Consider the following 23702-nt stretch of genomic DNA (forward strand, 5'->3'; position numbering starts at 1 on the left):
GGCATTACTAATTTTGAAAAAACATAGTATAAAAATGTCTTGTACAGTATTTTTATAAAGGTGATAATAATGAAACGGAAAAAAACACGTCAGATTCATATTGGCAGGATAAAAATTGGCGGTGATGCTCCTGTTTCAGTGCAATCGATGACGAATACTAAAACTGAGGATACTAAGTCTACCGTAGAACAGATAAAAAGACTGCTTGATGCAGACTGTGATATTGTCCGTGTGGCTGTCCCCAATATGGAAGCAGCAGTGAATATAAGTAATATAAAGGAAAAAATTGAAGTGCCGCTGGTAGCTGATATCCATTTTGATTATCGGCTGGCATTAACAGCAATTGAACATGGAATCGATGCACTGCGTATCAATCCGGGGAATATTGGTGATGAAGATCGGGTAAAAAAAGTGGTTTATGCTGCTAAGAAGAAGAATATTCCTATTCGTATAGGGGTGAATGCTGGATCACTTAATAAGAGAATCTTATCTAAATATGGTAAAGTTACGCCTGAAGCTTTGGTAGAAAGTGCCATGGAACATGTGCATATTTTGGAAAAGTTGGATTTTCATGATATAAAGATTTCTTTAAAGGCTCATGATGTACCACTTACAATTGATGCATATCGTCTTATGAGTGATACAGTGGATTATCCGCTTCATTTGGGTATAACGGAAGCAGGTACAGTAAATACAGGAATTATAAAGTCTGCTGTGGGCATAGGGGCTTTACTGGCTGAAGGTATTGGTGATACCTTTAGGATATCGCTTACAGGTGATCCAGTTAATGAAGTAAAAACAGCCAATGAGATTTTAAAGGCACTGGGTTTGAGGGAATATGGGCCGACTTTAGTGTCATGCCCGACCTGTGGACGGTGTAATATAAATTTAGCTGAAATTGCCGGGAAAGTGGAAAATAAATTAACCACTATAAAAAAACCTATTACAGTCGCTGTTATGGGTTGTGTGGTAAATGGACCAGGAGAAGCTAAGGATGCAGATGTCGGTATTGCCGGTGGTAAAGGTGAGGGACTGCTTTTCCGTAAAGGTAGGGTCATAAAAAAAGTACCGGAAGATAATTTGTTGGAAGCATTATTTACGGAAATTGACAGAATAAAATAATGATATTTTATTATAATTTGCGATAAGAGAGGTTTTTTAATTGTATGCATCAAAGCTTTATGCACCTACTTTGAGGGAAGTGCCAGCGGAAGCAGAAATACCAAGTCATCAGTTAATGCTCAGAGCTGGATTTATAAGGAAAGCAGCAGGCGGGGTATATACATATTTACCGCTTGCATGGAGAACTCTGCGTAAGATTGAGGCAATAATACGTGAAGAAATGGACGCGGCAGATGGACAAGAAATAGCGATGCCTATAATGCAGCCGTCAGAGTTATGGAAGGAATCAGGCCGCTGGGAAGTTTTTGGTGAAGAGATGTTTAAGTTTAATGACCGTCATGGCCGTGAGTTTTGTCTTGGTCCTACACATGAAGAGATAATTACTGATTTAGTAAGGAATGAAGTGCGTTCATATAAACAGCTGCCATTACTACTCTATCAGATCCAGAATAAATATCGTGACGAAATAAGGCCGCGCTTTGGACTTATGCGCGGGCGGGAATTTATTATGAAGGATCTGTATTCATTTGATAAGGATGAAGCAGGTCTTGATGTATCTTATAAAAAAATGTATGATGCTTATACAAAAATTTTTACTCGCTGTGGGCTTACTTTTCGACCTGTAGAGGCAGATAGTGGGGCAATCGGTGGCAGTAATACCCATGAGTTTACAGCTTTGGCAGATACCGGAGAATCCGAGATTGCTGTATGTACTAAATGTGATTATGCAGCAAATATAGAAAAAGCTGAACTGGCAGTTATTAATGCACCTGCTGAAACAGAACTTCCATTACAGAAAATTGCTACACCTGATAAAAAAACAATTAAGGCTGTAATTGATCAGCTTGGATTGCCGATTGAGAAAACAATTAAAGCTGTTGCTTTTGAAGATGAAAAAAATAGGTTAATATGTGCTTTTGTCAGAGGTGATCATGAGGTAAATGAAGTAAAACTCCAAAATGCCGTAGGTGCTGTAGAATTGAGAATGGCTGATGAACAAGTTATTTTGGCTGCTGGAGGAGTCCCTGGTTTTATGAGTCCCATAGGGTTAAATAGAAAAAAAGCTGTCGTTGTTGTTGATTGTACAGTAATGGCAATGAAGAATACCTGCTGCGGCGCAAATGAAGTAGATCAGCATTATATTAATGCTGATCCGCAGCGCGATTTTGGTGATGTGTTGGTGAAGGATATTCGTTTGATAAAGGAAGGCGATCCCTGTCCTCACTGTGGTGCGCCGGTAAAAATAACACGCGGTATAGAAATTGGGCAGGTATTTAAGCTGGGAATAAAGTATTCTCAGGCTCTCCATGCCGGGTTCCTTGATGAAAATGGCAGAGAAAAACCTTTAGTCATGGGTTGTTATGGTATAGGTGTAAGCCGGACAATGGCAGCAGCTATTGAACAGTCGCATGATGACAATGGAATAATATGGCCTAAGGCAATAGCACCTTATGAAGTGGTAATTGTGCCAGTCAATGCAAAAGACTCGGCTCAGATGGAATTAGCTGAAATAATATATGGTGTGATGCGTAAAAATAAAATTGATGTATTATTGGATGATCGCAAGGAACGGGCTGGTGTAAAATTTAAGGATGCAGATCTTATTGGTTATCCTATTCGGATTACAATCGGACCAAAGGCTGTTAAAGAAGATATTATTGAAGTAAAAGTACGTAAGACGGGTGAGCTTTTTAACTTTTCTAAGACCGATTATGAAGAAAAGCTCAAGCAAATACTGCAGAAACTTTGAGTGTGATGTTTATTTATTGGCATAAAGTATAATAAATGTTGTGTTGATTACCCACCGGGAAATTCTCTGTGGGTAATTTTTTTATGGCAGATTAGAGCAAAGATTGATTTTGCATTGTTACATAAAATAAAGTATAATTACTATAAATAATTATGATTTTGTCATTGTTATATTTGGACAGTCGATAGCTGTATGCTTATTAATAATGAAGGGAAGAAAAATAATAATGCTTATCGTAAGTAATGAGGCAGAAGAAAAAGCTGTGTTATGCATAGCTGATAAGATGTGCATAGCTGCGCGTACTGCGCCAAAAACCAGGGGAATAGACCATGTTTTGACATGTATAGCTACAGATGATGAAAAAACCAAGTTAGCAGTTGAAATGGAACGATTAGGCAAGGAAAATAATTTAGAGTTTTTCCAGCGTGATGCTAAATGTATTTACGAATCTACAGCTGTTGTATTATTAGGAACACGGCTAAGTGTACGTGGCCTTAATGAGATATGCGGCTATTGTAATTTTAAAAATTGTCAGGAAGTGCTATCCAATGGGGCTCTTTGTGCATATGATCCCATGGATCTTGGTATTGCGATAGGGTCTGCCTGCGCCGTAGCTGCTGATAGCAGAGTTGATAATCGGGTGATGTTTTCTGTGGGCCGGGCAGCTATGGCATTAAAATTTCTGGGAGGGACAGCAAGACAAGTAGTGGGAATTGCTTTGGCTGTAAAAGGAAAATCACCATTTTTTGATCGAAAATAATTGGAATATTAGCTATATTTCAGGGTTGTTTATGATCTTATAAGCATGATAAAAATATAAATTTTTTGCATAAATAACAAATTCATAATAATAATATAACAAAATACAACCGATATTAGTTAAAATTATATACATAGCTTATAAAGGGGCGTTATATTATTGAAGGAAAATAAGGAATTGAAATTGATTTTGCAAAATAAACTTATCACACCCGTATATCAGCCTATTGTTAATTTGAAGACGGGAGAAATTTTTGCTTATGAAGCTTTGAGCCGGGGACCACGGGGAAGCCGGCTGGCCAGTCCCGATAAACTTTTTTCTTTGGCTGAAAAAGAAAAATGTTCATGGCAGCTTGACTATTTATGCCGTAGTATGGCAATTAAGAATGTGGCGGATATACTCGGGGAACGTAAATTATTTTTAAATGTTGATGCTAAAATTTTATATGACAAAAAATTTCATCAGGGATCAACGGCTAAGCTTCTGCGCCGATTCAGTCTTAATACATCTAATATAGTTTTTGAAATAAGTGAGAAGACAACAATAGACGATTATGAGGCATTTTGTGCGGTGCTTAATAATTATAAGTGTCAAAATTATAAAATTGCTATAGATGATGTCGGCTCAGGCTATAGCGGACTTAATCTGCTGGCTCAATTATCACCCCATTTTGTAAAAATAGATATAGGATTGGTAAAGGATATTGATAAAAATTATATAAGAAAATCCATAGTAAAAGCTTTAACGAGTTTTGCCCATGCAGCAAATATAAAGATCATAGCAGAAGGTATCGAAAGAAAAGAAGAGCTGGAAGTTTTGATAGATCTAGGTATTGATTTTGGACAAGGCTTTTTTTTAGGAAAACCTCATCCTTGTTTACAACTACTGGAAAAACACATAAAAAAATGTATTTGTAATGCCTATAAGGAAAAAGAGAATTTCCGTATGAATACACTGCTTAATATGACGATAGGGGAAATTGCTTCACGCCAAACGACTTTTTCGTCGGATACTCCTGGACATGTGATTTTAGATTATCTTCATTCCATGCAAGAACCATTGGATATTATCATTGTGGATAATGGCGAGCCGGTGGGAATTGTAAATCATAACATTTTTTATCAACAACTTGCTACTACGTATGGAATTTCTCTTTATAGCAATAGACCAATTAAATTGTTGATGCACAAACAGCCCCTTTTGGTAGATTATCGGGCATCTATTGAAGAAGCTTCATCACAGGCCCTTAGCAGAGAAAATAAGCACACCTATGATTCATTGATTATAGTTAAAGATAATGTTTATTATGGAACGGTGACGATAAAAAAGCTTTTAGAAGTGACAACTAAACTGGAGCTTAATCGAGCTCGTCACGCTAATCCGCTTACTGGGTTGCCGGGGAATAATGTTATAGAATGGACTATGGCACACCATCTTAACAGTTGCCGGCCCTTTGCCGTAGTATATATAGATATAGATAATTTCAAAGTATATAATGATATTTATGGATTTGAGGCAGGCGACAGTGTGCTTATTGCGGCAGCTAAATTGCTGCATCAGGTCCTGTCTAAGCAAATAAGTAAGTTCTTTTTGGGACATATCGGCGGAGATGATTTTATTGCCTTTATTCCCATTGATAAAATTAAAGAAATATGCGAATTGATTATAGAAGAATTTGATGTGCAGACTAAAAATTTTTATTCTGCTGAACATCGTAAACAAAAATTTATTATTGCTAGGAACCGCAAGGGTAAAACAGAAAAATTTCCTTTGATGACGGTATCACTGGCAGTTCTTAAAATTATAGATAAAAAGGGGTTGACATCAACTATATTGGCTTCCAAGGCAGCTGCGGTGAAAAAGGAGTGTAAAGCGCTGTCAAGAAGCAGTTATATAGTTAGTGAATGCAGTGGTAAAAATTTATTGGATAATTAAAAGAGGCTGTCGCATTAATAATATTGACATTATGAAGATGTAATTCCATACATTGCTTAACGGTTTTTTGGTAGGCAGGGAAGAAATATTTATGAATGAAAATAGTTATTTGCGGCAGTTTCTTTTGGCTATAGTATGTTACATTTTGTCTGGCTGTATTTTATCTATGAGCTGCTGCATAAACACATCATCTTCCTTTTCAATGAGTTTATTATATTCATAACCGGGTATAGATAAGTCAAAGCGGCAGAAGGCAATATAAGGACAAAACATACAGGCTGTTTTTTGTTTTAATTTATAAGGCGTGATAGATGCTTCTCCCTGGAGAATACGCTTACCGGTATCTGTAATAAGTTCATCCATATATTGAAGTAAGGCATTGAATTCAGCTTCACTTTTTACATAGGTGCGGCTTAATTTATTTATGGAACCATTTTTATTAAATCGGACTTTTATAAAAGAAGCAGAGTCATCTATTTTTTTTATGACAGATGGATCTAGTAATAACCAGCCAGGCATGCGCATTTGCTTTATCAATTCAGTTTTTATTTGGTCATCGCTCATTTCTTTGTTAAAAGTCAGAAGGGAGGTTTTTAGAAAACAGTATAATATTCCGGCTGGAATAGGATCAGTATTAAGCTCAAGTGCTGTCGCTGAATTTTGAACAGCAAGCAAATAGGTAAGCAGTTGAAGTTTTAAGCCATAGTATACTTCTGTCAGGTTAATATAAGCATTACCTGATTTATAATCAATTATGAGAAAATATTTGCCGCTTTTATCGGAATCAATGCGGTCTATCTGCCCGGTAATATTTATTTTATAGCCATTATTTAAATTGTATATTAGCGGTGGTAGACCGCCATTATTAGAGCCAAAGGGTTTTTCCATAGCAATAGGGAAAAATTCACTGTGACAGGCGAAAGAACAAAGTCTTTCTAAAGCTTGCTCCGCTGTTTTGCGGATACGTGTGGTAAGATGTTCGTACTGTTTATTGCTCAATAATATTTGATTTTGTAGTTTTGGAGCCAGTTCATCTATTATTTGGCGACATAGGTCATGGCATTCTGCTGGTGATATTTCATTCCAATGGCGGTTTTGTTTTAATAATATTTCGCCAAAACAGTGCATTGTTTCGTGTAGAAGAATGCCGCGATCAGGAGCAGAAAAACTAAATTCTATACGTTCGGAAAGATTTAAAGCATAATGGGAAAAATGTTTGAATGGGCAGTTGTGAAATTGTTCAAAACGAGTAACACTGCCATTTAGACAATGATCTTTAGTATACAGGCAGGCAGCTAAAGCCGGTGACAGTGTAGTATCTGGTGCTTTGGCAAATAGTCCGGTAAGAGCTGTATGCAATGATGTTTGAAAATTATCATGTGCTAATAACCAGTTATAGACGTCAAACCAAAATGGAGCTATAGTGTTTTTTTCACGATACTGCCGCAGGGCAGTTGTTAAATATGATATGCAACGGCGCGGGGTGACTACACGCCGTTTTTCGTTTTCGGAGGTATAATTTTCTAATAAAATGGAAATAGTCTGTTCTTGCTTTAATGGCAAAATATAGTGCAGTCGATCAATAAGAGAAGATCTATTTAAAGCACCACCCTCGGAATCTGATAGTGAATATGATACCCATGTATATTTACGGCTTAAGGTAAAAGCTTTATATAACAAAAAATTTTCAAAAAAATTATCATCACTGCTGCCACCAGATAGTTTTATGCCTGATTCCTGTAGATAAAAACGGTCGGAATCGGTTAGTAATCCTTCTGATTTTATCCGACGGGGCATAATACCTTCATTTGCTCCGAGTATGTAAATAGCATCTTTATTTTCTAGGCTGTTTTGGTCAAAGGAAGCGATAGTGACATAGTCCAAGCCGGGAGGGATTAAGGCTATTTGCAGAGATTCCAAGCCATCATTTAATATTTTAGCGTATTCCTTTAAAGATAGTTTGTCTATGCCGCAGGTTTCTACTATCTGGTCAAATAGATCTATAGTATCATGCCATATCTGCTGCTGTTCTTTTGCTAAAGCCAGATTGCCAGCTTTTTCAGCTGTGTCCTGCCATAAAGAAAGTTTTTTCGGTATTGCCAGTGTAATTAGGAAATTATACAGAGCTGTTGTAGTTTCACGGACGTCAGCAGCATTTTTTATTTCTTCTGCTAATTTGGCAAGTGGTTTTATAAGGCGGTAACGGATGTCATTTATTTTATCAAGATAAGCTGTATCATCTATAGATAAGTCTTGGGAAAATGATTGATGAAAATACTGCCAAGGCTTTTTATCCAGCCAGTGCTTTTTTCCTTTTATACCAAATTCAAGTACATAGTTTTCCAGTAGGTCAATTTCATCACGTGTTACGGGGAAGAAATCTGTTTTAAAGCAGCGCATTAATGGCTCATACTGCCATGTATTGATTGCTTCCATGCAGGAACGTAATAATTCAGCAAGTGGATGATGGATAAAAAGTCGTTTGTTATCACTAAAAAATGGTATCTGATAATCATGTAAGACAGCCTGCAGAATATTGGCATAAGAGTTGTCACGGATGATTATACCAATATCGTTGTAACTATAGGCTTCTTCACGGCATAATCTTATAATATCTATGGCTGCTGCCTCTACTTCTAAGCGATGGTTGGCGGCTTCAGCAATTATTATCCCATCAGCCTTTTTAGCTTTTTGTAAAGGGAAAATGAACATATTGTTTTCAATTGCCTTTTGGGCTGGTGATAAGAAACGATATGGTGTAGTCAGGTAGGTATATTTTATGCCTATATTAAGTTGTTTGCATAATTCAGTTATTTCTTTAAAAGTGTGATATTGGCGGTGAAATAGTGCAGTTTCGTTATTATTGAAATGATTTTTCACATCATCGATGCATAAACTTAAATGGATATGTGATGCTTTATGAAAAAGTGCCTTTAATATAGTGAGCTCTTGTGGATTAAAAAATATAAAACCATCTACCCAAATTTCACATTTTTCCAGCCATGATGCAGATTGAATTTTAATAGCGGTTATTGAAAGTAAATCTTCATTATCATTATAGCGGTCCTGCGTGGTTTTATTGAATTCATTATATAGTAGGGCAATGTCATTCAATTTTTGTGATAAAGTTTCATCGGAGGTTGCTTTTCCGGCTTTTTCCAAGTCATTAACGGTAATTCCGTAAGTTTTTAATTCTTCTATGATTTGGCATAGGGACGAAGTGAAATTACGCTGATTAGCGGCTTTAGCAAAGCTGGTAAGCTCTTTTTTATTTTCCAGGATGACACGTGACAGCAGTAATTTTTTGCCTATTTCTGTTATGTGGGTATTGACTGCACCGCCATTACGGTTTAGTATATACCGGCATAAGCGGCGGAAGCCAAATACATATGCGCGGGAAAATCCACCGCGTTTATTCATTAAAATAGCTAGCCGCCGTTCTATTTTAAAGGTCATATGTTCTGGCAGGATCAATAGCAGAGGAGTTCCCTCAGCTGATTGTTCCAAGCGTTTTGTTATGTCGCTGAGGCAGCGGCTTGTTTTACCGGTACCAGTTTTTCCTAATATAAATTCGAGCAAATTTTTCACCTCATTAGTCAGATAATATTTTACGGTAATAATAAACAATAGTGCCAAATATGGCAACAATTATAATACTTGCAATTATCATGCCTATAAGATCTGCATATGCAGTAGTTACAGATAAAAGCAAAGAGGCGGCAATGGAATATAACATTATCCAGGAAAATGCCGTAAATGATAAAATGCATAAAAAGAAAATAAATTTTATGAAACGCAATATATTAATTGACATAATAACATCTCCCATACTATAATTATCAAAATTAAATATCATATTGTACAATAGAAAATAGAAAATGGGGAAGAATAAGTGAATGAAATAAAGACAATAGAAGAAATACTGCTTAATTCTATGCCATCGTTGCAAACGGTACTACTGGATGGTTGGGTATTGCGATTCAATAAAAATTATACTTACAGGGCGAATTGTGTTTGTCCAGTGTATTATAATGATGATGCAAAAAAGATAAGAAAAAAAATTGCCTATTGTGAAGAAATATATGGTAGAAATAAAATGCCAACGGTTTTTAAAGTTACAAATGTTATACAAAAAGATTTAGGATCAATTTTATTGGAAATGGATTATGAAAAAATAAAGACAGTATATACAATGCAGGGGAATTTGCTGAATATGGTTGTGGGGAAAAATGTATCTGATGTCAGATTATGCATGGCAGAAAAACCTGAAAACTGGCTCAATGCTTCTTGTCAGCTGGCCGGACTTACAGATCAGATGCTAATAGACATACAATGCCAGGAGATTAAAAATATTACTGTTAAAAGTATATTTGTAAAAGCTATTTGTGATAAAAAAGTAGTTGGCTGCGGTTATGGTACAACAGAGCATGGTTATGTAGGGATATATGGCCTGCATGTAGATGAATATTATCGGAAAAAAGGAATAGGTACATCAATCTGCCAGGCAATTTTTACTTTTGGCCGGAAGAATGGAGCAAAGAAAGCCTATCTGATTGTACATAGCAGAAATAATACTGCGATTGCCTTATATTCACATATGGGTTTTACTAAAATGTATGAATATGATTTTTATCAAAAATCAGACAGTAAATATAAAATTATTGATGCATAAATAATGGTTCTGCCAAAATGAAGTTCTGAGAACCTTCACGGTAAAAGTGATGGTTATCAGGACTTATTTTTTGCAGAAAAATAATTAGTGCCGATTACACCACATAGAATAAATACGGCACCTATTATATGAAAATACTGCAGATGTTCCTTTAAGAAAATTACTCCTGCTAATATAGTAATAAGTGTAGCTAAATTTGAGAAAACGCTCATTTTGGAAGCTTCCATTTTTGATAAGGCATAATTTGATAAAAAAGCAGTACACAGGGAAGAAAGTATTCCCAGATACAGCATAGATAAAAGAAAGCTGATATTTGTCAATGGTGTAAAATAGCTGGCTAAGGTATGGTTCATTAAATGATTTATAATGGCTATCATATTAAAAGCAGCCATACCAAAAATAGTCATAAAATAGGTCAGGACAAAAGTAGAATATTTTTGGGTCAGAGTTCGTGCCAGTACATTGTAGCAGGATGCGGATAATGCAGATAAAAAGATCAAAATAATGCCAAAAGTATTACTTTGTTTGCCACTGAAACCACTCATTATAAAAATGTAAATGACACCGACAACAGATAGAAGGGTAAAGAAATTTTGTTTTATTGTGGAATGTTCTTTTAAAAAACATGTTGCCATAATCAGGGTAAGGATAGGAATACAGGCTTGTACAATACCGGCTTGTGATGATGCTGTATAAGCAAGGCCAAATACCTGAAAGCAGAAAAATAAGGTAGGGTATAGCATAGCTAAAGGAAATATTTTAAGAAAATCACGAAAAGTAATATGCAGTTTGGTTTTGTTTAGAGAAAAAACTATAACCGATGCTAAAAAGGCAATGGTAAATCTGTGTGCCAGAATATCTGCCGGATTGGCATTAACTAAAGCTATTTTGACGAACATAAAAGAGAAACCGATTATAAGCGTATATAACAATGCGGCCATATAAGCTTTGTTATGATGAAACATATAAATTTATACCTCCATTGCAGTTTGATTAGTAAATATTAAATGGACAGTAAGACAATTTTATATTATATAATATTATTTTAATATAATAAAAGAAAATATACAATTTAAATCAATTTTACGATATTTGGCAAAAGAGGTAAATGTTTTAGACTATGGGCTAATAGGCAGGTAGCTGAAAAATAGGCTATATGCCTATTTTTTAAAACGATGATATTTTAATTAGGGCAATGTAAAGCTAATATAAATATTTATTGTGTATTAGAGCAAAACAGAGAAGATGCATGGAGATATAAGGAAGTGTAAAGCCAATTGAGTTTAATGCGGATAGCCTCATATTGCCCGGATTAGTTATGATTAACGGCATTAGGAAGTTAATTTATAATATGTTACAATATATATAGTAAATTTACGGATAGATTAAAAAGAGTAATATAATATACAGCTGTAGAAGATTTGGTTAATAATTTTATAGTAATTAAGGAGTTCGATATTTATGAAGCAATGGTATGCATTAGTTTTTGCTGTCATTGCGGAAGTAATCGGTACAACAATGATCAAGATATTCGGGAGTAATGAATCTATAACGCGATATGGTTTTATATTTATCTTTATAGGCATTTCTTATTTCCTTTTATCAAAGGCTATTACAAGAATTCCTATAAGTACGGCTTATGCTGTATGGGAAGGATTGGGTCTTGTATTTATAACGCTCATTGGCTGGTTTATGTTTAAGGAAACTCTTCCGTTAGGTAAAATTGTTGGTTTTTCAGCAATTTTTTTAGGAATAGTACTTTTAAAAAATGGTACTACAGGCGGTGAAAATCATGAATAGTGGATTAATATTTTTGGCAGGAGCCGTTTTTATGGATATTCTTTCAAATATTCTATTAAAAAAATCCGCAGGATTTAAGTTTAAGTTATGGGGAGGCAGTGCTATTTTCTGTGTTTTATGTGCGTTTTTGTTTTTAGCACAGGCTGTAAGAACGATGGATTTGAGTGTTGCTTATGTTTTGTGGGGAGCAGCAGGAATATTGCTTACTACTTTTATTGATGTGATTTTTTATCACATCAAGTTAAGGGAAAGCGGCGTGATAGGGCTTCTTTGTATGATCACAGGAATTATATTAATTCAATCATTGAATTAATATAATTGCTTTGACTAAAATATAATTATAATGGGGGATTTTAATGAAATTAAAAATTATAAAATAGAAACCTGATGAATTTTTATTCATCAGGTTTTTGTTTTTATAATTTTATTTTTTTTTCATAATAATTTTTTTAAAAAACCTATTATTTATTTCCATGATTTCCTGTGTTTCATGTCCATAAAAATTAACTCGGCCTGCAATAACTGGAATACCAGGATTTTCAGGTCTTTTAATTTCCTTCCATATGAAAGCACGTTCATTATTCTGGCCTTTGTTATCATAATATATTTTATCCCTTTTAGTAGGTTTTTCATTGCCTGTACACAAGGGAAAATTCTTTTTTATTTGCTCGATAAATATGCGACAGATATTTTCAGGCATATCAATAGTGCCTTCTGTTTCTGGAATTTCACCATTATATGCAGCAATAAAAATAGCTTTGCCAAAAATGATTTGTTTATTGTCAGGTGGCGGAAAACGACGGTTAGGTTTCAGACCAAGGACTATACTGAGATCATTTATTAAAATAAAAAGGGAAATTCCATCTTCAATTTTAAAGAATTCCACAGCCCCATAATTTCCATCTAATATATCACGAATGGCTTCTTCATGCTTTAGACCTTCCGTTGGCAAAAGTAAAATTTCTGGGTCTTTGCCTGGTTTTGCTAAAATAGCATGCATTATTTTTTCTTCCATATAATCTTCCTTTACCGATTTTACTTATTTGTTAATAGTTCACAGGCTTTTTTTGTATGGTCTAAAAAGAACTTGCAAGCTGTATTACTTTCGCCTAAACCATGGAGATATGTACTGACCTCAAAACCAGCCTGTTCTAAAATTGTTTTATGGGAATTGTTTTTACCGGCCATGTCTTCGTTGACATGCACACCAGAAACAATAAGAAATGGCAGTAAAAGGATTTTTTTATAATTATTTTTTTTCAATATAGGGATAACATCGGATAGCTCAGGATAGCCTTCAGCAGTGTAAATAAAAACATTGTCTTTTCCCAGTTTGTTTAATCTATCCTGCATTACTGTATAATAAGCATTGGCAGGATGTGGAGTGCCATGGGTAAATATAAGAACGGCATCACTGTTTTTCATTGGCAGAGAAAATTCTTCTAAAAAAGCACGGAGAACATCTTTTATTTCATCAGGATGACCTTTTTGCCCCATCCAATATAAAAGTGGTGTAGATAATACGAGGCTTTTAAAATTGTTTTTATGAAGAAAAAAAAGTTCCTGCTTATAATTGTATTCGATGCCGGGAATAATATCTAATGTTATTATGACAACGCGTGTGTAACCGTCCTGATGTAGTTTTGTCAGAGCTTTTTCCGGTGTATCATAACATAGTTCTTCTGTTTTTTTGATGCGTTTTATTATTATATGTGAAGTAAAAGCAAGGACAACTTTAGTATGAGGATATGCCTGGCGGATTTTATAGACGATATTTTCAATATCGTTTTGGCGGGCTTGTTTATTGGTAGTACCAAAGCTTAAAACTAATATAGCATCTTTATCCGGGATATTTTTTATTTGGGGATTTTTATAAAATAATATGCCAGTCTGCAATGATTTTTTTAGTGCAGGATATTTTTTTATGGCTGATTCTGCTAACAAATAAACACTTCCCTTTGTTTAAATAATGATTTATGATATTTTAACCCTTTTTTTTACAAAAGATTATTGTCTAATTACTCTGAGAGTAACATTCAGACGTAAAAAAAGCAAGTTGGTGCCTTACCTATTCATCTAGTATTCATAGGTTTATGTGACAATAGCCCTTTGGATTTTTTTTCAGATATTTTTGGTGATATTCTTCGGCAGGATAATAACAAATTAACGGCTCAACCACAGTAGCAATGGGAGTAGTATATTTTTTCTGTTCATCAGATACTATTTTATTGATTATTTTTTTATCGCAGTCAGTTTTATAATAAATTCCGGTTTTATATTGTGTACCAAAATCGTTTCCTTGGTGGTCAATAGCGGTGGGGTCAATAGCTTTAAAGAAATATTTCAGTATAGTCTCAAGCTGGATAACAGATTGATCGTATTTTACATATACTGTTTCTGTATGTCCGGTTGAATTGGAACATACATCTTGATAAGTGGGGTTGACTGTATTTCCGTTGGCATAGCCGACAGTTGTGCAAATTATGCCGGAAAGTTTATCAATATATGCCTGCAGTCCCCAAAAACAGCCGCCTGCAAGATAAATTTCGGCTGCATTAGATTCATGATTATTCATAATATTACTCCCAAGTAAAGATTATTAATAAAAAATGCAATCCTTTAATGTGAATAGTGAAAAACAATTGTTATAAGTTTTAATAGGGAAGTAATTCCTTGATCGTTATCTGTGGATGGCGATATCGTTTACGTCCCTTGGTATTATTACCAAGTTCTATTATTTGGGATGGACAAATATGCAGACAGGCCAGACACTGTGTGCAGTTATGCTGCCAAACAGGATGACCATCGGTAATTACTATGTTTTTTACCGGGCATATTCTAGTACAAAGACCGCAATTCGTACATTGTTGATTTATAGTAAATTTTTCATCCAGCTTTTCAGGATGTTGTTTGTAAAGTGAATGAATAGTTTTCGAGATGAGATTGAAATATTCAGATGCATGAAAATCACTATGAGAAATTATTTTATCAGCTATATAATACAGCTTTTTATTTGCAACAGAGAGTTTTTTTTGTTTTCTACTTTCAGACGGAATATTATTTAATGGTAGATAAATAGATATCATGTCAGTATAAAAACTTCCATTAAGAGTTCCATGACTTTTGGCAATGATTTTTTTCAGATCATGGAAAGCATTGCTGATATAATGAAAACCGCAGGTAATAATGGCAAATGTATATTCAGCATCAGATAGATCTAATTTAGTTAAAAATTCTTCTATAAGAAATGGCAGCGAAAAAAAATGTAATGGCATGACAAAGCCAACAGTTCCATGAGGTTTAAGCAAATTATATTTGTTTGCCTCAGGAATTGATAATAATGTTGTTGATTCTATAATGGATAATTTCTTTGCTATTGTTTTAGCAGCATAAAGAGAATTACCGGTAGCTGATAAGTAATAAATTGTAGCCAATATAAATTCACCTTTTAAAATTAATAATAGTTTGAAATAAATATTTCTTATAAAACAAATTTAATATTATCATAATTATATATGCATTGTCAAATATAAAAATATTATTATGCTATACCAATACTATATTTATACCTTTTGAGCGCATAGCATCAATTACATCAGGAGCAGCATTTTTATCAGTAACAATAGAGTCAATTTCTTGTAAACTGGCAACTGTTACAAAAAAGTTCAAATTTAATTTTGAAGAATCAGTGGCTATAATTACTTTGCGTGATGCGTTAATCAATGCTCTTTTTGTCAATGCGTCAATATAATCCGGTGAAGAAAGACCGTGTTCTGTATCTACGCCATTGGCACCAAGAAAAAGTATATCTATATGAAAGTTTTTTATAAATTCACAGGTAAACTGTCCCAGAAATCCACCCATAGAAGTTGAATAAACTCCGGGAGCCATTATTAATTTTAATTTTTTGGCAGTGCTTAAAGTCTGTGCGCATTCTAATGAATGGGTTATTACAGTGATATTGTTCATAGGTAAAATTGTTTCAGCAATTTTTTGAGTAGTAGAGCCGCAGTCGAGAAAAATAGAAGAACCTTCATTTATTAGACTGGCACAGTATTCAGCAATACGATGTTTTTCTTTGATGAACTTAGTTTGCCGAAAAGATTGACTGTAAAGAAAAGCTGCTCCATGATTTAATGTAGCACCACCTCTGATAAGGGTGACAAGTCCTTGCTTGGCAAGGAATTCAAGGTCTCGCCTGATAGTCATGGAAGAGACGGCAAATTTTTCTGCAAGTTCTGTGATATATACTGTATTACACTTTTCTAGATGGCCGATTATGTGACTACGACGAATACGTGATGTCATAATACACTTCCTTTTACAAAATTATCTGTATTTTAAATAAATAACATAAATATGTTATCTTTATGTTATTATAACATAATATAACCATTTAATCTAACTTTTATGTTACTAAAATGCAAAAAAAGTATAAAAAATCACAAATAAATAACATATTCATATTGATTTTGTGACTTTTATGTTGTAGTATAAAGATGAATCGTAAAGGTTTAATAATGCAATTAAATGATTTATAATTTTTATGGAGGGAATATAAAATGTTACCAAGTAAGCCAGCAAAAGAAATGTCTAAAAAAGAATTAGCAAAATATATTGATTATTCTGTATTAAAACCAGAGTTTACTAAGGACCATATTGTGTCATTGACGCAGGATGGAGTAGAAAAAGGATGCGCCACAATATGCATAAATCCGGGATATATAGAATTATGCGAACCATATACCGCTGGCAGTGAGACAATGCTGTGCCCGGTTTGTGATTTTCCTTTCGGCGCAAGTTCAACTGAATCTAAAGTTCAGCAGATTAAAATTGCTGCCGGATATGATTCAGTGAAAGAAGTAGATATTGTAGCTAATTTTGGCTGGATACGCAGTGGACTGTATGATGCAGTTACAGAAGAAATCAAGGAATGTGCAAAAGCATGTCATAAATATGGACGGGAACTCAAGGTTATACTAGAAACAGATGCTTTAAATGAAACACAGATAAGAAAAGCCTGTCAATGTTGTATTGCTGGTAATACTGATTTTGTAAAGACCAGCACGGGTTTTTTGACAGGATATGATTTACAGGGAGCATCAATAGATGTTATAAAAATCTTAATTGAAGAGGTGCGTGGCAGGTGTAAAATAAAAGGGAGCGGGTGTATTCGTACCCAGGAACATTTCTTTAAATTAATTGATATGGGAATTGACCGTGTGGGAATCGGTTATAAATCAGTTCCAATTGTGCTGGGAGAAAAATAGTATAAAATAATAGGCTGCCACATGTGATTATTTTCATCTATAAATATGGATATTGTTTCTTTTAGAGTACATATTTACAGGGTTAATAATGTTAGTGTGGCAGCCTGTTTTTTATAGGTAAAGCTGAGTTATTTGAATGATGGCTTTTTTAAGAAAAGAAATGTAAGTAAAGCTGCTGCCAAAGTAAATAAAGCAAATAGGCGGAAACTGATATTTACAGAATCAATTAGGGATGATTGTTCAAAAATGCTGATACTGCTATTATTTCCCATTGCCATTGTCACTAGAGATGCGGAAACTGTTATTTCCATGAAAAGCAAAACCAGGGTCTGTGTAATGGCACGCGATGCGTAATTGATAGTGAAAAACATACCAGATGCTGCCCCGGATTCCTTTAGTGGAACTGTTCCAAGTATTGTTTTTGCCAAAGCAGGCCAGGAAAGGCTATTAGCAGTGGAGATTAATGCAAGTACTACAGATAAAAAAGTGAAAGATAATGTATGTGGAAGTATACCAAGCATAAATAGACCAATGGTCTGTCCAATAAGTCCTAGAATTAATATGAATTTTGCTCCAATGCGGTCGACAAGGGAACCGCAAAACGGACTTAAAATCAGCTGGGGCAGAGAAAGGGGAATAAGAAGCATACCAGCATGCAGAGCATCCAAGTGAAGTGCTCCCTGCAGATAAATTGTAAGAAGAAGGGTAATGGAGTAATATCCTGTAAGATATCCAATAGTTATAAGTAATCCTATAGAATATTGATTGTTTTTTAAAAGATTAATATTAAATAAGGGTGAGATAGCTGTTTTTTCATTATAAATAAATAGCAGGAAGGATATTAAAGTCAGAATAGCAAGAGTAATTATGGCGTTTGAACTCCATCCCCAGGTGTAGCCTTCGGAAAGAATTATCATAAGGGTAGTTAAAAATCCGGTAAAATAAAATAGGCCCTTCCAATCCATTTTTGCGTCGCTTTCACTATTATCAGAAGGAAGTAAAAATAATGCCATAATTAATCCTACAGCAGCAAAAGGAATAGTAAGGGTAAAAATAGAACGCCAGCCTAAGGTATCTATTAATGCCCCGCCAATTACGGGACCAATGATAGCGCCTAATACCCATGAAGTAGCATTTATGCTTATTGCCAGTCCCAGCTGTCGTTTTTCGAATGTTTCCATAATAATGGGAGTAGCTGTAGCTAAAGCCATAGAAGCCCCCGCGCCTTGCAGAAAGCGAAATGTTATTATAGTGAATCCAGAATTAGCAATAGCACATAAGATTGTAGCAAGTGTAAAAAGGGTAAATCCTCCTATGAATATACGTTTCTTACCAATCATATCTGACCATTTGCCAGCAGGAAGCAGGAAAACTGTACTGGTAATAACATAAGAAGTAATTATCCATAAACCAGTATCAACGGATAAATGCAGATCCTGCATTAATTTTGGCAGACCGATTATTACTATAGTAGAATCTACATTAGTGATGAAGGAAGCGAGTGTCACAACTGCCAAAATTGTCCATTTGTGAGAAGTTTTTTTGTTCATATAATAGTCTCCTTTGCAGTAAGACACTGCGGTAGTGTCTGTTTATGATTACAGTTTACAGTGAAATTAATATGATGTACAATGATTATATATAATATAATTAATCATTATAAATGATATTGAGGTAAAAAATGGAAAGTAATGATTTACGTATTTTTAAAGAAGTTGCAGTTGAAGGTACAGTCACAAGGGCCGCTGAAAAAATGGGATATGTCCAATCAAATATTACTGCCCGGATTCGTGTATTGGAAAGGGAACTTGGGATAAAACTTTTTTTTAGAAAACATAAAATGATATTATCACCGGCAGGAGAAAAATTACTACCGTATGCACAACAGGTAACAAAATTACTGGATGAGGCAAAGTATGTTTTCGATCGTGAAAATGAGCTTTGTGGCAGGCTGGCAATAGGTGGTTATAATTCAGTATCTGTCCTGGATTTACCAAGGTTATTTGCAGTTATCCATAAAAAATATCCACAAATAGATTTGTCTTTTTTTATGGAACCTTCAGCTGTTTTGATAGATAAAATACTTAATTTTAAACTGGATGGGGCATTTATTGTAGAATATGCATTTAATAGTAATATACTGATTAAAGAATGGAGTAGGAAACAGGAGTTAGTTATTATAGCACCTGAACACGTAAAGTGTCAGGAGGAAATATATAAAATGCCTTTTTTAATGTATACGACACTTTGTTATAAAAGAGTGTTGTTGGAAAAGTTTTTAAATTTTAAGGGAATATTTAATGTCCGATATATGGAATTTAACGATCCTAATGCTATAATAGATGGGGTTGAAGCTGGACTGGGGGTTTCTTTTTTAGAAAAGCAAATGGTAATAAACAGAGAAAAACAGGGTAAATTAAAAATATTTACTGTACCAAAGCAATTTTCTGAAATTAATACTTGTTTTGTTCGAGCTAAAAATATACCATTATCTCCGATAGTAAAACAATTTATTAATGTTCTAAAGCATTATGGGTAAAAAAAACCACCAGTCATAAAGACTGGTGGTGCGTAGTGAATAATACAATACATATATTGGAGAGTAAAGAGAAATGATATTCATTATCAATTAAAATTTATCATAAAAAGCATATTTTGTCAACTATAACGGTAAGAACCAACCCGAAGGATTAAAGCTATTTTTTATTTGTTATCTCAGTTAAAATATTTAAGGCTTCAGTGAAGTCATATTCAGCTAATGCTTTTTTTAGAGGATCTATGGTATGACCAAATGAGTCAGTCAATAATGCGATGTTTTCGTCAAATAAGTCAATGGCTTCAGAATCGTCATCACGGAGTAAATATTTTAATCTGGTAACAATATCTTCGGTATTGTTTTTATGAGGGGGAGAAGATTTTACTAAGGAACTTGATTTTGCTAAAAGTGGTAAGTGGTCATTTATTTCTTTGATAAGAGTTGATAAATTATTATTAATACTGGGTATCAATTTATTGATCTGGGGCAAATCATTATTTTTTATAGCAATTTCCAGTTGACCAGCTTGTTTTTGAATGGAAAGGGCCCCGATAGCACCTGCTGTCCCTTTTAAAGTATGTATAGAGCGTTCAGCAGATATATAGTCATCTGAATGTAGCTGCCTGGTGGTAAGTGATATAATATCAGCCTGTCCCTGGATAAATTTTTCTAGTAAATTAATGTAAACGGGCCGTTTATTTAATACTCTTTTTAGACCGACAGAGGTATCCAGCCCGGAAATGTTAATATTAGTGGTTACCGACTGTATACTGCCAGATGATTTTTGTTCAGCATTTATAGATGCAAGACGGCTGTTATAAGACAGCCATTTTTTTAATGTTGCAAATAAAGCTTGTGGATCAACTGGTTTGGTTATGTAGTCATTCATACCGGCAGCAAAACAGGCATTTTTATCAGTATCCAAAGCATTTGCGGTCATCGCCAGAATGGGCATTGTGTCATATTTTCTGTCAGCACGGATTTTTTTAGTAGCAGTGATACCATCCATTACCGGCATTTGCATATCCATGAGTACCAGATTATAAACTTTTTTCTGTAGCATTTGCAAAGCTTTTTCACCATTACTAGCAATATCTATAAGGCAGCCGCTGTTTTCTAAAATACCATTGATTACTTCCTGGTTTAGTTCATTATCTTCAACGATTAATAAAGAATTTCCCGAAATTGATAGTGGATTAATTTGAGTAGCAGTCGTTTCTTCGGAAGATCGTGAAGTGATGCTGGAAGAAATTCTAAAAGCAGTTTTTATAATATCATCCAGACGGGATAATGTTATGGGCTTGGACAGAAATAGATTAAAAGCAGGGTTTTTGTTTTCAGGAGGAAGCTCATCATAACTATGGTTTGTTAATATGATGGGAATAGGATATTTTATCAAAGTCATATTGGATATTATTTGCCATGTATGCAGGCAGTCGCAGTCACCTGTTAAATTTGCATCAATAAATATCAGATCATAATATTTATTGATATTATGATTTTGTGACAGTATTTGTATTGCTTTTTTACCATTGGGTACAGTATCAGCCGCAAGTTTAAATCTATAGAGCATTTTTGCAAGATATTTTCTTGTAAAATAATTGTCATCTACAATTAGAGCATTATGAGAAGAAAGGTCAGAAATATTTTTAAGTGTAAATTCATTATTGTATGTGTCTAATAATACTGTGAACCAAAATGTACTGCCTTTTCCAGGAGAACTTTTTACACCGACACTGCCATTCATCATAGCAGCTAATTGTTTGGAGATTGCCAATCCCAGACCTGTACCACCATATTTTCTGGTAGTAGAAGTATCTGCCTGCTGGAACGACTGAAATAGATTTTTTTGCTGATCTTTTGACATACCAATACCGCTGTCCCTGACAGAAAAATAAAGCAATATTTTTTTTGTGTTTTTTTGTAAAACTTTGGCAGAAAGAATAATTTGTCCTTGATTAGTAAACTTAACGGCATTATTAATATAGTTTATTAATATTTGACTGATACGTAGTGGATCACCTTGCAACAGTGCGGGAACAGTGTAGTCAATATTAAAAATAAGTTCTAAGTTTTTTTCTAAAGCTTTATTACTTATAAGATCGGCAACATTATCGAGGATAGTATCTCTTTTAAAATCAATGTTTTCGATATTAAGCATACCTGCCTCGATTTTGGAAAAATCTAAAATATCATTTATGATATTTAGTAAATGACGGCCTGATTGCTGGATCTTTTCTATGTAATTACGTTGTTTTTTTGTCAACTCAGTATTTAATACTAAATGAGCCATACCAATAATGGCATTCATTGGCGTGCGTATTTCATGGCTCATATTGGCCAAAAAATCAGATTTTGCCCGTACCGCACTCTCAGCAGATTGCTTGGCAGCCTGCAGCTCAATTGTCTTACTGGATAGTTGTTCATTATTTCGCTGTAATGTCAGTAATAATTCATTTTTACTGGGAAGTGCCAGCTGCTGTCGCAGGTCAAATACAAATTCGTCTGATAGTTCTAGATAAGGAAGCCTGTTAATAGTTTCAAGTGACAATAAATCAGCAGCGGTATTTTTTTTATATGTGATAGAGGAAAAAAAGAAACTGATGCCGGGTATTGTCAATGGCTGGGAAAGCCATTCATAACGTATATGCAGAAGAGTACTGCCTGATTCCTGCTGTATGTTTATAAAGATTGTGAGTTTTCTGTTGATAATGACATTGCGGCATATTTCAGAAATAATAGTTTCTATTCTTGCTGCTTTTATTTCTGAAAAATGAAGTTGTTTAGCTATATAGTAAATTTTTTGACGTATATAAGGCAAATCTTCCAAAGTATTTATTGATAATATGCCTAATTTAATCATTTATGCACCTCGCAATGATACATGAAGCATCATCAGTGTCTTTGCCAAAATGGGCAATGAGTTCTGCTGCTGGATTACGGGTGTTTTTTAACAAATATTGTGCTTGGGAAAAATCAATATGTGCCATGACACCATCTGAATGAATGATAAAAAAGTCGTTATTGTTTAATTTTATTTTTTGTTCTTTAGGAGTACTTATTTGATAGCCGATGATGCCTTCCTGAGGAAGGAGCTTTTTTTTTGTATCATGCCATATTTGTGTGGTAATGTTTCCTATGCTTACCAATGACAGAATAGCAGAGGATAAATCAATCCGGCAAAGGGCTGCAACAGCTCCATGGGTTCCTTGTAGAAATTTATGCAGATTGTCTGCAAGAACAGGCAGTGGCATAGTATAGTTCTCACTTAGGTATGTTTTTACTTTTTGAGCTACGACGGAAGCGGTAAACCCTTTACCTAGTACATCAATTAATGCTAAAAAGGAATATTCTTTTGTTTTTATGATGATACCGGTATCGCCGGAATAATTACCATTTAGGATGTAAGGCCGTATTGAAATGTAGCAAATGGTTTTTAGCATTAAGACTCACTTCCATTTTCTTGTTAAAATATAAGTTCCTTTTCCTAAATGTGAATCAATAATAAAGTCATCCATGATTCTTTTTACACTTGGCAGTCCCATGCCTAGACTTTTATTTGTTGTAGTAAAATTATCCTTTAAAGCCATTTTTATATCGGGTATCCCAGGTCCTTTATCACTGGCAATTATTTCTATACCAATTGTTTCTGCGGTTGAAATAATGCGCAGGATTATTTCGCCTGTTGTAGCGTAGCGCAGAATATTGGTGGATAGTTCAGAGGCGGCAGTAGCTATAAGAACACTGTCAGTATTATTAAAACCAGCGGTAACGGCCAGCTGTTTGGCAGTAAGTACTACTCTGTGGTTATCATCATAATGGGATAGGGTGAAAAAATGTTCTTCTAATGTGGCAAT

At 34.5% G+C, this 23702-nt stretch carries 21 protein-coding genes; 10 read left to right on the top strand and 11 right to left on the bottom strand.

Translation table 11 applies throughout. The annotated features are described in order from the left end of the window. Positions 1–69 precede the first annotated feature (69 nt). From ispG to I6760_RS08945, 4 genes are all read left to right on the top strand, one after another. Positions 70–1122, top strand: a complete 1053-nt coding sequence (gene ispG / locus I6760_RS08930) for a flavodoxin-dependent (E)-4-hydroxy-3-methylbut-2-enyl-diphosphate synthase (protein ID WP_231036183.1) — start codon at positions 70–72, stop codon at positions 1120–1122. A gap of 40 nt (positions 1123–1162) precedes the next feature. After that, positions 1163–2872 (top strand): proline--tRNA ligase, encoded by a 1710-nt coding sequence (locus I6760_RS08935; RefSeq protein ID WP_196594106.1) that lies wholly within the window; start codon positions 1163–1165, stop codon positions 2870–2872. A 205-nt stretch (positions 2873–3077) separates the two neighbouring features. Continuing rightward, positions 3078–3632 (top strand): ferredoxin domain-containing protein, encoded by a 555-nt coding sequence (locus I6760_RS08940; RefSeq protein WP_196594107.1) that lies wholly within the window; start codon positions 3078–3080, stop codon positions 3630–3632. A gap of 159 nt (positions 3633–3791) precedes the next feature. Then, positions 3792–5567 carry a GGDEF domain-containing protein gene (locus I6760_RS08945; RefSeq protein WP_196594108.1) on the top strand — a complete coding sequence of 592 codons (1776 nt, stop codon included), beginning with the start codon at positions 3792–3794 and terminating at the stop codon, positions 5565–5567. 138 nt (positions 5568–5705) lie between these two features. On the opposite strand, the gene addB is transcribed toward I6760_RS08945, so the two are convergent. Further along, complete coding sequence (gene addB / locus I6760_RS08950) at positions 5706–9146, bottom strand: helicase-exonuclease AddAB subunit AddB (protein ID WP_196594109.1); 3441 nt, start codon at positions 9144–9146, stop codon at positions 5706–5708. Positions 9147–9235: 89 nt separating this feature from the next. Here addB and I6760_RS08955 point away from each other — a divergent pair, with 89 nt between their 5' ends. Together I6760_RS08955 and I6760_RS12950 are read left to right on the top strand one after the other, a co-directional pair. Next, entirely contained in the window at positions 9236–9403 is a 168-nt protein-coding gene (locus I6760_RS08955; RefSeq protein WP_231036185.1) for a hypothetical protein, read from the top strand. Positions 9404–9459: 56 nt separating this feature from the next. Next, the gene (locus I6760_RS12950) at positions 9460–10239 is read left to right on the top strand and encodes a GNAT family N-acetyltransferase (protein ID WP_196594111.1); all 780 of its coding nucleotides are present in this window, start codon (positions 9460–9462) and stop codon (positions 10237–10239) included. Positions 10240–10295: 56 nt separating this feature from the next. Here I6760_RS12950 and I6760_RS08965 read toward each other — a convergent pair whose 3' ends face one another. After that, a complete protein-coding gene (locus I6760_RS08965; protein WP_196594112.1) occupies positions 10296–11204 on the bottom strand; it encodes a DMT family transporter in 909 nt (302 codons plus the stop codon). A 496-nt stretch (positions 11205–11700) separates the two neighbouring features. On the opposite strand from I6760_RS08965, the gene I6760_RS08970 reads away from it, so the two are divergent. Continuing rightward, positions 11701–12039, top strand: coding sequence for a DMT family transporter (locus tag I6760_RS08970; protein WP_196594113.1), 339 nt, complete (start codon positions 11701–11703; stop codon positions 12037–12039). Next, positions 12032–12352: an SMR family transporter gene (locus I6760_RS08975; protein ID WP_196594114.1), complete on the top strand. Its 321-nt coding sequence runs from the start codon at positions 12032–12034 to the stop codon at positions 12350–12352. The genes I6760_RS08970 and I6760_RS08975 overlap by 8 nt, the downstream gene beginning before the upstream one ends. Before the next feature lie 111 nt (positions 12353–12463). Here I6760_RS08975 and I6760_RS08980 read toward each other — a convergent pair whose 3' ends face one another. From I6760_RS08980 to I6760_RS09000, 5 genes are all read right to left on the bottom strand, one after another. After that, positions 12464–13054: a hypothetical protein gene (locus tag I6760_RS08980; RefSeq protein WP_196594115.1), complete on the bottom strand. Its 591-nt coding sequence runs from the start codon at positions 13052–13054 to the stop codon at positions 12464–12466. Between the two features lie 20 nt (positions 13055–13074). Continuing rightward, on the bottom strand, positions 13075–13983 hold the full coding sequence (locus I6760_RS08985; protein WP_196594116.1) for a sirohydrochlorin cobaltochelatase: 909 nt from the start codon (positions 13981–13983) through the stop codon (positions 13075–13077). 139 nt (positions 13984–14122) lie between these two features. Then, the gene (gene msrA, locus I6760_RS08990) at positions 14123–14614 is read right to left on the bottom strand and encodes a peptide-methionine (S)-S-oxide reductase MsrA (RefSeq protein WP_196594117.1); all 492 of its coding nucleotides are present in this window, start codon (positions 14612–14614) and stop codon (positions 14123–14125) included. Positions 14615–14693: 79 nt separating this feature from the next. Beyond that, the gene (locus I6760_RS08995) at positions 14694–15473 is read right to left on the bottom strand and encodes an EFR1 family ferrodoxin (RefSeq protein WP_196594118.1); all 780 of its coding nucleotides are present in this window, start codon (positions 15471–15473) and stop codon (positions 14694–14696) included. Positions 15474–15585: 112 nt separating this feature from the next. Further along, on the bottom strand, positions 15586–16347 hold the full coding sequence (locus I6760_RS09000) for a DeoR/GlpR family DNA-binding transcription regulator (protein ID WP_196594119.1): 762 nt from the start codon (positions 16345–16347) through the stop codon (positions 15586–15588). A 254-nt stretch (positions 16348–16601) separates the two neighbouring features. On the opposite strand from I6760_RS09000, the gene deoC reads away from it, so the two are divergent. Then, complete coding sequence (gene deoC, locus I6760_RS09005; RefSeq protein WP_196594120.1) at positions 16602–17309, top strand: deoxyribose-phosphate aldolase; 708 nt, start codon at positions 16602–16604, stop codon at positions 17307–17309. Positions 17310–17437: 128 nt separating this feature from the next. Here deoC and I6760_RS09010 read toward each other — a convergent pair whose 3' ends face one another. Next, positions 17438–18859 (bottom strand): MFS transporter, encoded by a 1422-nt coding sequence (locus I6760_RS09010; protein WP_196594121.1) that lies wholly within the window; start codon positions 18857–18859, stop codon positions 17438–17440. Positions 18860–18990: 131 nt separating this feature from the next. Here I6760_RS09010 and I6760_RS09015 point away from each other — a divergent pair, with 131 nt between their 5' ends. Continuing rightward, positions 18991–19848: a LysR family transcriptional regulator gene (locus I6760_RS09015; protein ID WP_196594122.1), complete on the top strand. Its 858-nt coding sequence runs from the start codon at positions 18991–18993 to the stop codon at positions 19846–19848. A gap of 157 nt (positions 19849–20005) precedes the next feature. On the opposite strand, the gene I6760_RS09020 is transcribed toward I6760_RS09015, so the two are convergent. Genes I6760_RS09020 through I6760_RS13065 form a run of 3 tightly spaced genes read right to left on the bottom strand, consistent with a single transcriptional unit; the run spans position 20006 to position 23582 of the window. After that, positions 20006–22708 (bottom strand): response regulator, encoded by a 2703-nt coding sequence (locus tag I6760_RS09020; RefSeq protein WP_196594123.1) that lies wholly within the window; start codon positions 22706–22708, stop codon positions 20006–20008. Continuing rightward, positions 22701–23288 (bottom strand): SpoIIE family protein phosphatase, encoded by a 588-nt coding sequence (locus tag I6760_RS09025; protein WP_196594124.1) that lies wholly within the window; start codon positions 23286–23288, stop codon positions 22701–22703. The genes I6760_RS09020 and I6760_RS09025 overlap by 8 nt, the downstream gene beginning before the upstream one ends. 6 nt (positions 23289–23294) lie before the next feature. Then, positions 23295–23582: an ATP-binding protein gene (locus I6760_RS13065; RefSeq protein ID WP_407947314.1), complete on the bottom strand. Its 288-nt coding sequence runs from the start codon at positions 23580–23582 to the stop codon at positions 23295–23297. Between the last annotated feature and the right edge of the window lie 120 nt (positions 23583–23702).

The organism is Pectinatus sottacetonis (assembly GCF_015732155.1).
Lineage (GTDB): Bacteria > Bacillota > Negativicutes > Selenomonadales > Selenomonadaceae > Pectinatus > Pectinatus sottacetonis.